General features: G+C 37.1%; 12 protein-coding genes. 7 read left to right on the top strand and 5 right to left on the bottom strand.

What is annotated here, in order from left to right:
* Positions 1–317 precede the first annotated feature (317 nt).
* Both ANA_RS11990 and ANA_RS11985 read left to right on the top strand, forming a co-directional pair.
* Positions 318–1,664 (top strand): ATP-binding protein, encoded by a 1,347-nt coding sequence (locus ANA_RS11990; RefSeq protein WP_015080328.1) that lies wholly within the window; start codon positions 318–320, stop codon positions 1,662–1,664.
* Between the two features lie 70 nt (positions 1,665–1,734).
* Complete coding sequence (locus tag ANA_RS11985) at positions 1,735–3,051, top strand: tellurite resistance TerB C-terminal domain-containing protein (protein WP_015080327.1); 1,317 nt, start codon at positions 1,735–1,737, stop codon at positions 3,049–3,051.
* A gap of 273 nt (positions 3,052–3,324) precedes the next feature.
* Here the strand turns inward: ANA_RS11985 and ANA_RS11980 are convergent, their stop codons facing one another.
* The 3 genes from ANA_RS11980 to ANA_RS11970 form a co-directional block, all read right to left on the bottom strand.
* Positions 3,325–3,672, bottom strand: a complete 348-nt coding sequence (locus tag ANA_RS11980) for a Rieske (2Fe-2S) protein (protein WP_015080325.1) — start codon at positions 3,670–3,672, stop codon at positions 3,325–3,327.
* A 130-nt stretch (positions 3,673–3,802) separates the two neighbouring features.
* The gene (locus ANA_RS11975; RefSeq protein ID WP_015080324.1) at positions 3,803–4,855 is read right to left on the bottom strand and encodes a tellurite resistance TerB family protein; all 1,053 of its coding nucleotides are present in this window, start codon (positions 4,853–4,855) and stop codon (positions 3,803–3,805) included.
* 35 nt (positions 4,856–4,890) lie between these two features.
* Positions 4,891–5,295, bottom strand: a complete 405-nt coding sequence (locus tag ANA_RS11970; protein WP_015080323.1) for a hypothetical protein — start codon at positions 5,293–5,295, stop codon at positions 4,891–4,893.
* Between the two features lie 115 nt (positions 5,296–5,410).
* On the opposite strand from ANA_RS11970, the gene ANA_RS11965 reads away from it, so the two are divergent.
* The 3 genes from ANA_RS11965 (at position 5,411) to ANA_RS11955 (ending at position 10,484) form a co-directional block, all read left to right on the top strand.
* Entirely contained in the window at positions 5,411–6,898 is a 1,488-nt protein-coding gene (locus ANA_RS11965; RefSeq protein ID WP_015080322.1) for a dolichyl-phosphate-mannose--protein mannosyltransferase, read from the top strand.
* Positions 6,899–7,789: 891 nt separating this feature from the next.
* Entirely contained in the window at positions 7,790–10,099 is a 2,310-nt protein-coding gene (locus ANA_RS11960) for a sensor histidine kinase (RefSeq protein ID WP_015080321.1), read from the top strand.
* Entirely contained in the window at positions 10,044–10,484 is a 441-nt protein-coding gene (locus ANA_RS11955; protein ID WP_015080320.1) for a response regulator, read from the top strand. Before ANA_RS11960 ends, ANA_RS11955 begins: the two co-directional genes overlap by 56 nt.
* Positions 10,485–10,502: 18 nt before the next feature.
* Here ANA_RS11955 and ANA_RS26590 read toward each other — a convergent pair whose 3' ends face one another.
* Positions 10,503–10,667, bottom strand: coding sequence for a hypothetical protein (locus tag ANA_RS26590; RefSeq protein WP_158310530.1), 165 nt, complete (start codon positions 10,665–10,667; stop codon positions 10,503–10,505).
* A gap of 41 nt (positions 10,668–10,708) precedes the next feature.
* On the opposite strand from ANA_RS26590, the gene ANA_RS11950 reads away from it, so the two are divergent.
* A complete protein-coding gene (locus tag ANA_RS11950) occupies positions 10,709–11,572 on the top strand; it encodes a hybrid sensor histidine kinase/response regulator (RefSeq protein ID WP_015080319.1) in 864 nt (287 codons plus the stop codon).
* A 39-nt stretch (positions 11,573–11,611) separates the two neighbouring features.
* Here the strand turns inward: ANA_RS11950 and ANA_RS11945 are convergent, their stop codons facing one another.
* The gene (locus tag ANA_RS11945; protein WP_015080318.1) at positions 11,612–13,195 is read right to left on the bottom strand and encodes a B12-binding domain-containing radical SAM protein; all 1,584 of its coding nucleotides are present in this window, start codon (positions 13,193–13,195) and stop codon (positions 11,612–11,614) included.
* Positions 13,196–13,316: 121 nt separating this feature from the next.
* Between ANA_RS11945 and ANA_RS26585 the strand changes: the two genes are divergently transcribed.
* The gene (locus tag ANA_RS26585; RefSeq protein WP_158310529.1) at positions 13,317–13,454 is read left to right on the top strand and encodes a hypothetical protein; all 138 of its coding nucleotides are present in this window, start codon (positions 13,317–13,319) and stop codon (positions 13,452–13,454) included.
* Positions 13,455–13,614 lie beyond the last annotated feature (160 nt).

Genomic DNA, 13,614 nt, shown 5'->3' with positions numbered 1-13,614 from the left:
GCTTCCAAATTAATTGGTAGTAGATATCCAGCGACAACAACGGTTACTTACAGTCGTCAGTGATCCATATTCTCTGTATATATGTTAGTAATTTATCCTGATTATAATCAGTATTGATTTACTTTCATCCCCAATCCTCTCTACTTTAATATATAAATGGCTACACTTGTATTCCTGTAGGTATAAGTTTTATGTAACTTTTCACGGGTGTTATAATTTACTCTTCCTTCATCAAATCAGCTAAGATAAAAATGCCATAGTCAAAAGTCACTATTATACTTAAACTCATAGTGAGAGATAATTTACTCAGTTGATTGATGGATCATCTAGCAATGCTTACGGCAAATACTACATCTTATTCGGCAGTTCAATTTCTACAACGCCAGGCCGCGTCCCTTTTACTGTACCAATCTGTCCTAGAAAGCGACGTAGGCAGAGCGTTTCTGAATTTATTACAAACCATCCGTTACACTGATGGAGATGGGCGGGATTGCCTCCTGGCTTACGGTAGTTATTTCCAAGCTTTAGCCAGTAGTCATCAAACCTGGGAAGAATATCTGATTCAGCAAATTCTCACTGCGGATAATCCTTTGAGTAAATTGGCACAACAGCAGGAATTTAGGCAATTACCCTCAGCTTTAGTAGTCGCTGGACAACATGACTTGCAAATACTACAAAGTTTATATGAATGTAACAGTGCAGTTTTAAGCGAGTGGGTACAAATGGCAACTCATTTACCTATTTCCCCTGTGGTTTGGTATCGAGAACCGGAAGCAGTGGGGACAGAAATGGGTTTAATCGCATCTATTCCTGAGTTAGAGAATTGGGGTGATGCTGTGGCAGATTTAGCCGCTTATTATCGGCAACATGGAACTGGTTTATTTGCTAAATATGCGGCTTTTCGTTGGCAAAATGGGCAGTTAGTGGGTATTGCTGATGCTGATTCGGTGAAACTGTCTACATTGGTGGGTTATGAGTGGCAAAAAGATGCTTTAGTGAAAAACACAGAGTTTTTATTATCAGGAGAAACTGCGTTGCACGTATTACTTTATGGTAGTCGTGGTTCGGGTAAGTCTTCTTTAGTTAAAGCTTTATTAAATGAATATAGTCATAGAAACCTGCGCTTAATAGAAGTTTCTAAGTCAGAATTGCCAGATTTACCGAAAATTGTCGAATTGTTGCGAGGTGTTCCCCAGAAATTTATTATTTTTGTTGATGATCTTTCCTTTGAAGAAGATGATGATAGTTTTAAAGCAATGAAAGTAGTTTTGGAAGGAAATTTAACTGCTAGACCAAAAAACGTAGTTGTATATGCTACTTCTAACCGTCGCCATTTAATCCGGGAATATTTTACTGATAGACCTGCTCCCAAGGATAACAATGAAGTTCATGGTTGGGATACAATGCAAGAAAAGTTATCTTTTAGCGATCGCTTTGGTTTAACATTAACTTTTACAGCCGCAGATCAAAAAACCTATTTACAAATTGTCCAACATTTAGCCGCAAACATCAATATTTCTGCCGAAGATTTAGAATTTGAGGCTTTACAATGGGCAACTCGGCATAATGGTCGTTCTGGCAGAACCGCAAGGCAGTTTATTGACTTTTTAAACTCAGATTTAGCTGTGTTTGGTGAAACTAAAAATCTTCCTATAGACTCATGACAAAAGTCACTTATCATGTAATATGAACCTAATTATAACTGTATATTTACCAATGAAAATGTGAGGAATAATGACGTTAATTACTAATAATACTAACAACTTGAGTACAATAAAACCTCGTAAAGTCCAATCAACAATATTTAATTATCAAGTTGTCTTAGGCATAGCCGCTTTTAGTATCAGTTTTGGTTTAAGCCTCGTCCCCAGTTGGGATTTCCCTAAAGCCTTTCTCACTGGGATAATTACAGTTTTGGCTACCTATGCAGCCGCATTTCTTGTTGATAAACGACGCAGAAATGATGAACTGAGGATGATTGGTTCTCTTCAGAGACGCATTCGGGATATAGAAGGATTGAAATCCCGCATTGTTAGAGAAATACAGCAATTAGAAGAATATAGAAATTTATTGTATACAGAAACTCAGCAACTAGAAAACCAAATTGGAGATTGTCGAAGTCAAAGGGATAGTTTACATCGAGACATAGGGACATTTGCTGCTCAGAAAAAGCAAATTGAAGCCGAAGTATATAATCTTAAAAATGAATTTGTCCATTTAGAAAATAGTAATATAGAACTGAATAATAGCTGCAATAATCTGATCACAGAAAAGCGGAGATTAGAAATAAATTGTCATGGTTCTCGTGCCGAACTTAACCAAATTCAACCTCAAATTGATATATTAAAACAGGAAAAACAAGAACTAGAAAATGATGTAACTTTGCTGGAAAGACTCAAGCCACAACTAGAAGAAAAGCTTTATGAACTAAGAATAGAAGTTCAAACTCAAGAACTGAAAATTGCCAAACAAGATGATTTAATAGTACAGACAAGTACAACTAAATATCATCTTGAAACTATTCTCAATTCTTTACAAAATAAGACATTAGAACAAAAATCTGAAGTTAATCAACTGCAAAATCAAATTTCTGTCTTACAAGACGAACGGGATTTATTGCAAAATCAAGTTTGGGAATTACTGCAACAAGTGGAAACTATTAATCCCCAAACATTTACCGATAATGAAGAAGATAATTTAGATTTATTTCCTTTTGACGAATTATTAGAACCATTAGATTCCATAAATGGCAAACATGATCACACAGGAAATTTACCAACGGAATGGGATACTTTTTTAAACCATCTCCCCGCTTATGAAATTCAAGTTTTGAAAGCTATCCTTGAGCAAGATAACCCCAGAGATACTATTAAACAAATTGCTGAAGCTAATATTACTATGCCCAATCTCTTGATTGATGCTATTAATGAAATTGCGACTAATACGATTGGTGAGTTAATTATTGAAACCAATACCGAAGTTCCCGAAATTGTTGAAGAACATTTATTAAATGTGAAAACAATGATTACTAAATATTCAGAAATTAGTTAATTTTTAGCAAGAAAATTTTATGGGTTTAGCATTGTGCTTTACCCCTATAGATGAGTTATGGCATCTTAGAGGGTGTTTGAAAAGTTATGGTTGATGTATCAAATATTTTTTACCCCACCCTAACCCTCCCCTTGTAAAGGGGAGGGAACTGGATTTTTATTGTTTCCCCCCTTTACAAGGGGAAAGGGGGGTAGCAATGTGATGAAAATTACGGAATACCACTTTTCAAACATCCTCTTAGTCCCTGGGCGCAGGATCTGTTACCCTAGCTACTTATACATCAATCAAAATGTTGCCTGCTTCCACTTTCAGAGGATAGGTTGGTAAGGTTTTTTCTGAGGAAACCATTGACAGTAATTTACCAACTACGGGTGGGAAGGGACACCAAGTTTTGACTTCACCATTACCCAAATCAAATGCACTGCGGTGGAAGGGACAAACTATCGCCCCATCTTCGATTTTTCCTTTTTTCAAAGACATTTTTAAGTGAGGGCAAGTATCATCTACAGCATAAAGCTGATTTTCGTGGTTTAAGAGTAGGATTTTGCGATCGCCCACTTTGACTACTTCACGCGCACCGGCAGCTAGGGCGTTAGCAGCTAAAACTTGAGTCCAAGCCATGAGATTCTCCTAATTTTCAATAAAGCTGTTCTTAGTTTCTCGCAATTGTGTCCTATGCGATCGCTAATATCACAGGAGGTAGGGGCTAGAGGCGCAGGGACTACGCCCAAAATAGGGTTATCCCTTAGATTTAGGCAAACTCAATCGTACGCACAAAATCTAAAATAGCTTTTTTCATTTTTTTCGCTTCTGCTTTCATAGAACCAGGTACTTCACCATTTAAAAAGCTGCGTTGACTACTAACTATATACAAACATTCATTATTGACAAAGGACAATAATCCTCTATAGGCATCTAATCTCATCCCATTGCCATTAGTTTCATGCTTGGATATAGTTGAACCTTGAGGCATATTTACTAATACATAGTAATAACTTTCTAAAGTATCTTGCCAATATTCTTTATGTTTCACTTCCGCCGTAGGAACATGAGAAATAATTGCTTGAGGCACATATTTATCTACCAAAACTTCATGCAGATATACTTCATTTTCTTGGGATTCTAGATCATCAATTTGTTCTAGAGAGAGAGGATAATAATCAATTCTGAGTAAAGTACCAGTATCGTCCGAAAAACTTACCATTCCTTCCTCTGTTTGCAGTTTTCCTCCCTGTTCAACATTTAAAGGAATAGGAACTATAAAGTTACCCAAAGGTGATTGATAAAATTGTTCACCAGCTTGATTAAAAATGACTGCTTCATATTCTTCTTCGAGATATTCTTCCTCATCCCCAGCTTCTACTGAGTCAATTATCTCTTTGATAATTTCTTCTGCTTCTTCATCGTCCAATTCTAAAGCTATTTGTAGTTGTTTCAGAAAAACTTTTTTATTTGCTGGAATAATTAAATTTTCCGCATCTAAAAGCATAATCACTCCAGCCGCAAAACCATCTAAAACTGCCTCATCAGAAATCCCCGCATTGGCAGCATTAAATAAAGAACCTAATCCAGCCTCTCCGGCAATTTCTATGAGTCTGTCCACCGTTTCTAGCATTTCTTCTTCTGAGTATTCATCAAATATCTCAAACTCCCAGAGAATATCAGCTAAACTTTCTGCATCTATGTCTTCACTGCCAGAATCAACTATGGTGGTAATCACCGCAATTGCCGCTACGGCTTCTTGTTCATTCAATGATTCTTTGATCGGCTCTTTCGATTTGAAAATATAATCATACTTTGTCATAACTTCTATCTCCTCAATTAATTTGTTGTTTGCACTTAATTACTAGGTTGAGAAATCCGGGTTTCAATATCTTCTAGTGTCCGTAATAATAGACGATTTGCCTGTAATTGCCAACCCCATTTTTGAATTCTAAAAGCCGCTACAGTCCCCCCGATAGCTGCTAATAAGCCCATGGGTTGATTTAGGGAAATCCCCAATAATAAACCCAAACCAGCAATTCCCCAAAATGGCAAGGCCACCGTCTGTCTTTGCTCCTCCACAACTTCTGCAATTTTACCAGATGGCATTGTAGCTAATAATGTCGCTTTTAGTTGCCTCTGTTCCGCTAATGGTACTGATAAACTAATCTTGCGGCGGAGTTTTTCCATTTTGCGGGCATCAGTGCTATACTCCGTAAGTTCATCTTCTGCCATTTTTAGCAGTCGTTCTAATTGTGACATAGTAGATTAAGTTTTTTGACTGTATTAGAGCTATTATTCTATATTTGTGGACAACAAGATCCCCGACTTTTTAGAGAGGTCGGGGACCTAACTCGAAAAACACCTCAAGAACATCATGAAAAAAACTTGGTTTCGATTAGGCATAATAGGCATATTTCTACTTTCCTTGAGTTTACGTTTTTGGGGAATCAGCCGATTTAATACTTTAGTATTTGATGAAGTTTATTTTGCCAAATTTGGTAACAACTATCTTACTCATACACCATTTTTTAATGCTCATCCACCATTAAGCCAATATTTGATCGGGTTGGGGATTTGGATTAGTAAATACATTCCCCTTGGTCGAGATACTGTAAATAGTCTCACAGATTCTTTATTATCTCCTTGGAATTATCGGTGGGTAAATGCGCTAACTGGTTCATTAATTCCCGTAGTCATAACTTTATTAACTTATCAATTTAGTTATCGTCATCGGTTTGCTTTATTGGCAGGATTTTTTACAGCTTGTGATGGCTTATTTTTAGTAGAATCTCGTTATGCTTTAAGTAATGTCTATATAGTTATCTTTGGTTTACTCGGACAATGGTTATTATTATTAGCATTAGAAAAGCAAAAACGGTGGTTTTGGTTAATTCTCTCTGGAATCAGTTTTGGTGCTTGTATTGGCACAAAATGGAATGGTTTATGGTTTTTAACTGGTGCTTATGGTGTATGGATAGCAGCTTGGATAATTCGCTGGTTGCAATCATTTGATCATACATCTCGCGTGCCATTATTTTCTTATTTACACTTTTTTAATCACCCTAATAATTCCCCAACTGATACCATAAAATCACCCTTGCAAAATCTGACAAAAATAAATATTTGGCAGATGTTTTCCTATTTAGGAATTATTCCGGCAGTTATTTATAGTCTGATTTGGATTCCTCATCTCCAACTTGATAAAAGATATGGATTTATTGAAGTTCATAAACAAATTTTACACTTTCATCTCCAATTAGGTGGAAATAGTCCTAGCGTTCATCCTTATTGCGCTGCATGGTATAAATGGCCATTGTTAACTCGACCAATGGCTTATTATTATCAAACTGCTCAAAGTACCAAGAATTCCTTACCTGTCTTTGGACCGCCCTTACCTGATGGTGCTGGTAAAGTAATTTATGATGTTCATGCTATGGGGAATCCTTTTTTATGGTGGTTTGGTTTAGCTGCAATGATCTTTTTAATTGGTATGGTAATCATCACAATTACGATGCCGATAATTGAAAAAAAGCGGTTATTTATCCCGAAAAATCTCACCATTGATACTTGGATTGGCTTATTTTTAGTCATAAATTATGGAGCTAATCTCCTCCCTTGGGTGGAGGTAACAAGGTGTACTTTCATCTACCATTATATGTCTGCGGTTGTTTTTACATTTATAGCGATCGCTTGGTTTGTTGATCAATGTCTACTTAGTTATTATCGGCAAATTCGGGCAGTAGGTGTGACTATAACTTTTATCATTGTCGCTGCCTTTATTTTCTGGATGCCTATTTATCTAGGTTTACCCATGTCTCCTGATGGTTATAGAATGCGGATGTGGTTTAGTTCCTGGATTTAGTTAAAAGTAGGAATAGTCAGTAACTCAACCCTAAAGGGATTGAGCTTGTAAGAGAAATCAAACAAGCTGTACTGACCAGACCACCCTGAGCGTAGTCGAAGGGTAGCCGTTATTTGAGTCACGACACCTCGGAATGCGTTCGCGCCAGCGTGCCGTCAGGCATAGCTAGTTCCCCGCTCTGTCGCTGTAAGTTAAACAGTTCTAAAGTCACTGGAACAGTGCTTTCAGCCTAACAAGCTCTTATAACAGGTCGAAGCTAACATCACCCCAGAAATGGGAGGCTCTATTGAGCAAAACATTATGCGTACAGGGTTGTGAAATTTGAAATGGTAATTGTCCCATTGAAAGTGCAATACAAAAGCACACCGAATCGAACAACTCCAAGGCGGTAATGGTTAAGCAAAGACTGACTGCGGTTAAAACCGCTCGTGCCGTTTCCCTCTCAGCACGCTTTGTGACTGAGTTTCCCACATCCCGTGAAGTTTTATGAAAGATTGAACGCAGATAAACGCAGATAAACGCAGATAAATTAATGAATTAATGGCATTGCTGACTTGAAGTATGAAATTAGAGCGAAACACAATTCATACCTTCATTATGCAAAGACGAATTAATTTCATGATTTTGTGCAGCCACACATAAAATTGAAATTTATTAATTCTTAATATATATACACAAATGCTGTAGTTTGAATCATATTACTTTTTACATTTCTTATCTATATATTTGGGAACAGTTAGTTCTTATGTGTAAGAATAGTAGGTAAGAGCAACTATAAATATAGACTTTGCCATTATCAAGGCTACTAAATCAATGGTGATTTTTAGAGGTGTGAGGAATTGAGATGAAATCTACATATTTTATTCTCCAAAATTATCGGGGAAGGCTTTTATGGATATCAATATCAAGCAGCAACATACTAATATCACTAGCTTAAAAGAAGCAGCGATACATCTAACTAGTGAAATTCAACCTCATGGAATTTTATTAGTCTTACAAGAGCCAGATTTACAAATATTACAAGTTAGTCAAAATACTTTCAGCACTTTTGGCATATCGCCAGAAGATATCGTGCAACAGGAATTAGAAGATTTACTAGATCCTTACCAAATCCAGAAAATCAAATTTTGGTTGTCAGAAGAAAATCTGGATTTTATTAATCCTACAAAAATTTGGATTAAGAAACAAGGGGATGAATATACAATATTTGATGCCACTTTCTATCGTAACTCTGAAGGATTTTTAATCTTAGAACTAGAACCTACAGCATCTCAAGAAAATATTCCTTTCTTGAGTTTTTATCATTTAGCTAAATCCTCAATTAATCGCTTAGAAAAAAGTAAAAGTCTCCGTGATTTCAGTCAAATAATTGTGCAAGAAATCCGCAAAATAACCGGATTTGACAGAGTGATGTTATATAAATTTAGTGATGATGGACATGGTTCTGTGATTGCTGAAGAAAAAATAGCTACTTTAGAGTCTTATTTAGGATTACATTATCCAGAATCAGATATTCCTCAGCCAGCACGACAATTATTCCTAGAAAATTCTATTAGAGTTATTCCCGATACAAACGTTCAATTATCAGCCGAACTTTTTCCTAAAATTAACCCAGTTAGCGGTAAACCAATTGATTTAACTAATTCAATTCTCAGAAGTCCTGCACCCTGTCATCTAGAATATTTACATAATATGGGCGTGGCTGCATCTTTGACAATTTCCTTAATTAAAGATCACAAACTTTGGGGTTTAATTGCTTGTCATCATCAATCACCTAAATACGTTTCCTATGAATTACGGAAAGCCTGTGAATTTTTAGGAAGAATCATATTTTCAGAAATTTCTGGAAAGGAAGAAACAGAAGACTACGACTATCAAATAAGTTTAAAACAAGTTCAATCACTATTGGTTGAATATATGTCTCAAAAAGAGAACTTTATTGATGGTTTAGTCAAAAATCAAATAAATCTGCTCAATTTAACTAATGCTGAAGGTGCAGCAATCTATTTTGCTGGAAAGTATACTCTGATTGGGAATACTCCTCAAGAGGAAGAACTGAATTTTTTAGGAGAATGGCTGAGAAATAATGTCAAAGATGAGGTATTTTCCACAAATTCCTTACCTAGTATTTATCCAGATGCGATCAGCTTTAAAAATGTCGCTAGTGGTTTATTAGCTATCCCCATCTCTGGGAAAAATTATATATTATGGTTTCGACCAGAAATGATTCAAACTGTCAATTGGGGTGGAAATCCCCATCAGGCTTTTTCAGTTGATCAATCTGAAGGAAATGTCCGTTTGTGTCCCCGTAAATCATTTGAATTATGGAAAGAAATAGTTCAATTAACATCTTTACCCTGGCAAAATGTAGAAATCAAAGCTGCATTGGAGTTGCGAAAATCAATCATCAATATTGTCTTACGTCAAGCTGATGAATTAGCCCAATTAGCTGAAGATCTACAACGTTCTAATGCAGAATTGAAAAAATTTGCCTATGTCGCTTCCCATGATTTGCAAGAACCACTCAATCAAGTAGGTAATTATGTACAACTTTTAGAAATGCGCTATGAATCAGAACTAGACGCAGATGGAAAAGAGTTTATTGGTTATGTTGTCGAAGGTGTAAGTTTGATGCAGAACTTAATTGATGATGTACTCGCATATTCCAAAGTAGATACATTAGGAATTGCTTTTCAAGTTACCGAAGTAGAAACAGCTTTAAATCGGACTTTGAAGAATTTACGTCAACGCATTGGGGAAACCGGCGCAATTATTACCCATGATCCTTTACCCACAGTTATGGCTGATGAAACACAATTAATTCAGCTATTTTTGAACCTCATTGGTAACGCTATCAAATTCCGCAGCAGTCAACTACCAAAGATTCATATTAGTGCGAAAAGATTGGAAGATGAATGGTTATTTTCAGTTCAAGATAATGGAATTGGGTTAGATCCACAATTTAGCGATCGCATTTTTATTATCTTCCAACGTTTACACACTAGAGATGAATATCCAGGTACAGGAATGGGTTTGGCTATTTGTAAAAAAATCATCGAATGTCATCGGGGACGAATCTGGGTAGAGTCCCAACTCGGTCAGGGTACAACTTTCTACTTTACCATTCCCGTCAGAGGTTGTGATCATGAGCATCGAAATGACAGGAACACACAAAATTATCTTTTTAGTGGAGGACAATAAAGCTGATGTTCGTCTCATTCAAGAAGCCTTAAAAACCAGTTCATTACCTCATCAAGTGGTCACAGTTAGGGATGGTGTAGAAGCTATGAATTACCTCCATCAAGAAGGAGAATATGCTAATGCACAACGACCTGATTTAATTTTATTAGATTTGAATTTACCCAGAAAAGATGGGAGAGAGGTATTAGCAGAAATTAAATCTGATCCTCAACTAAAACGCATTCCCGTCGTCATTTTGACAACTTCAAAAAATCAAGATGACATTTTCCATAGTTACGACTTACACGCTAACTGCTATATTACCAAATCTCGTAATCTAAGTGAGCTATTCCAAATCATCAAAGGTATTGAAGACTTTTGGTTTTCTACCGCGACCTTACCATGAGAATAACAAGAAAACTACTCAATGTCCAGGGCTATTTCGTTCTAAACATAATCCACCCAGAACTAAAGTATGGCTTACGCGACGCTTCGCTATCAGGGCTAATAACTCAAGTCCGTTAAAACGGACTACAAACTTTCTTTTAGTCGTCTTTAGACGACTTTTGCTATTAGACTCAGAATTCATTCTGAGACGGGCTGAAAACTCGCAAGAGGTAAAATCAAGGAATGATTACTGCAACTTCCACATTAAAAATCCTATTAATTGAAGATAACTTAGCAGAAGCCAGGTTATTACAAGAGTTTATTAAACTCACAAAATCTCAAAATTTTAGTTTAGTTCACGTCCAAAAACTCCAAGACGGAATCAACCAATTAAACAGCGAAAAATACGATGTAATTTTGTTAGATCTAACCCTTCCTGACAGTCAAGGATTAGCTTCCATACCCCAGTTACTCAAGCAAAATCCTAGCAACCCTATCATAGTTTTGACTAACACCAATGATGAAGAATTAGCCATTGAAGCAGTCAGACAAGGAGCGCAAGATTATCTAGTCAAAAGACACGTAAATCCAGATACATTGGTGCGTTCTGTACGATATGCTATAGAACGTAAACAATTTTTAGAACAATTAAATCAAATTAATCAAACATTAGAAACTCAAGTGGAAGAAAAAACTGCGGAACTTTTGAAATCCCAAGAAAAACCGTTGAATTTGATTTTTACCAGTTCCGAAAACTGTTTTGAATTCCTGGGAGATGAAACCCTATTAAAGCATATTGTCAGTAATTTACTCAATAATGCCATTAAATATTCACCTCCCGATAGTACAGTCCTATTTGAATTAATCAAACAAGAAAAAACCGTAATTTTAAAATTTCAAGATCAGGGAATTGGGATGACAGAAACCGATCAAAAACAACTATTTCAACCATTTCACAGAGGAGAAAATGTGGGAATCATTCCTGGTAGTGGTTTAGGATTAACAATCGTCAAACAGTGCATTATAGCCCACAGAGGAGAAATTACAGTTAATAGTCAAGTGGGAGTAGGTTCAACATTTACCGTGACTTTGCCGATCACAAAATAGATCCCAGACTTCTTTGAGAAGTCGGGGATCTGGGTATTATTAAACTACAGCTTCTGCTTTTTCCTTAACAGGTACATAAGGTGTTTCTGCACCTTGGGCTAAATATTCAGCTAATTGACTTTCGATTTCATCACGGACAATTTGCCGATATTCCATAAAATGCTCAATGTGAGCGCAGGTAGAAACGTATTGTTCAATTACCTTGGGGTTATGCTTGAGAATACTAAAGAAGTGATGCCAGAATTTCCAACGAGTTTGTCGTTTAAATCCTTGTCGCCAAATTACAATAAGTAAAGCTCTAACAACTACCCATTCTGGTGTTTTTGCTGGTGCTGTCCATTTGGGAGAACCCAACATCATAAAACAGCGATAGGTGCGATCTAAATAAGCAGCAGGGTCATACAAAGCACAGAAAGCTTCCACATATTCCCTAGCCAATTCTTCTAGAGGACGGGTAGGAATGAAATTCATCAATGTAGTTTGATTGATGTTTCCATCTTGGTTTTCCCGCAATCTGCCTTCTTTGGTCAACCGATGCCACAAGGCGGTATTGGGTAACGCTTGCAACATGGCAAAGGTAGTAGAAGGAATAGCTGCAAGTTCGGCAAAACGGACAATGCGATCGCCTGCACCCGCTTTTTCACCATCAAAACCAATAATAAACCCAGCCATTGGCCGCAGTCCAGTTCTGATAATGGTTTCTACAGATTCAGTTAAGGAACTGCGAGTATTTTGAAATTTCTTAGTTAGTTGTAAACTATCTTCGTCTGGGGTTTCAATCCCCAAAAATACCGCTTTAAAACCACAATCAACCATCAACTCCATCATTTCTTGATCTTGTGCTAAATCAATGGAAGCTTCTGTGTCAAAATTGAAAGGATATTGATGATCTGCCATCCAAACTTTTAACTCTTTTAGCAACAATTTCACATTTCGCTTATTGCCAATAAAGTTATCATCCACCATAAACACACCCCGTCGCCAACCTAAATCATAGAGATAATCTAACTCGGCTAAAAGTTGTGCAGGAGTTTTGGTTCGGGGTTTGCGTCCATATAAAACAATGATGTCGCAAAATTCGCACTGGAAAGGACAACCCCGGGAAAACTGCACCGACATCATATCATAGGCATTAAACTCTAATAAATCAAAGCGGGGAATAGGTGTACTGGTAACATCAGGTTTTTCAGCAGCCCGGAAAACTCCCGATTTGTCCCCCCGTTGCACAGCTTCCACAAACATGGGTAAAGTCAGTTCCCCTTCATCAAGAATCAGGTAATCTGCCCCTGCTGCTTCCACTTCATGGGGTGTGGAGGTAGGATAAGGACCGCCCAAAGCCACCAGCTTACCGCGTCTTTTCGCTGCCCGAATTTGCTCAAGTAAGTCTTGTTTTTGGACAATCATGGCGGAGAAAATCACCATATCTGCCCATGCCCATTCTGCTTCTGTGGCGGCGCGAATGTTACGATCTACAAGTTTAAACTCCCATTCTTGGGGCAAAATTGCCGCTACCGTTACTAAACCCAATGGTGGTAACAATACCTTTCTGTCAACTAGTGCCAGAATTTTCTCATAAGACCAAAAGGTGCTTGGAAATATTGGATAAACTAGCAAAACACGCATAGTCTCACCCCTCACGATTTATTTGTTATCTAACTGTAACTAAAATTAAGACTAATTGACTTTTTTATCAAGCCTGTTGTATGGGAGGATGTCTGAATCAGGATGACCAGGATTTAAGGATTTGCGGGATGAAGACTGGGAACAATTAAAAAATACAAATAGTTTTGAGCTTATTCTACTCATGCAGTCTGGTCAATTAGCATCTACTCTAAGATTATTACAGCAAGGCTTTCAAGTCGTTGATTTTCCCGATAAGTAGGTGAACGGAAAAAAACCGTAGACGCGGAGCGGCTTCTCGAAGAGTAATATGTAACGAAACGTAAAATCGCCCAAACCCTCTTCACTCTTGCCTCTTGCCTAGTGCCATAACGACGATTTTCAATGCTACGAAGAAAAGAAGGAAGAAAAGAGTTATTTTT

The organism is Anabaena sp. 90 (genome assembly GCF_000312705.1).
In the GTDB taxonomy this organism is placed as follows: Bacteria; Cyanobacteriota; Cyanobacteriia; order Cyanobacteriales; family Nostocaceae; genus Dolichospermum; species Dolichospermum lemmermannii.
The sequence above is the reverse complement of the archived record's forward strand: the minus strand, read 5'-3'. Positions and strand labels throughout refer to the sequence as shown.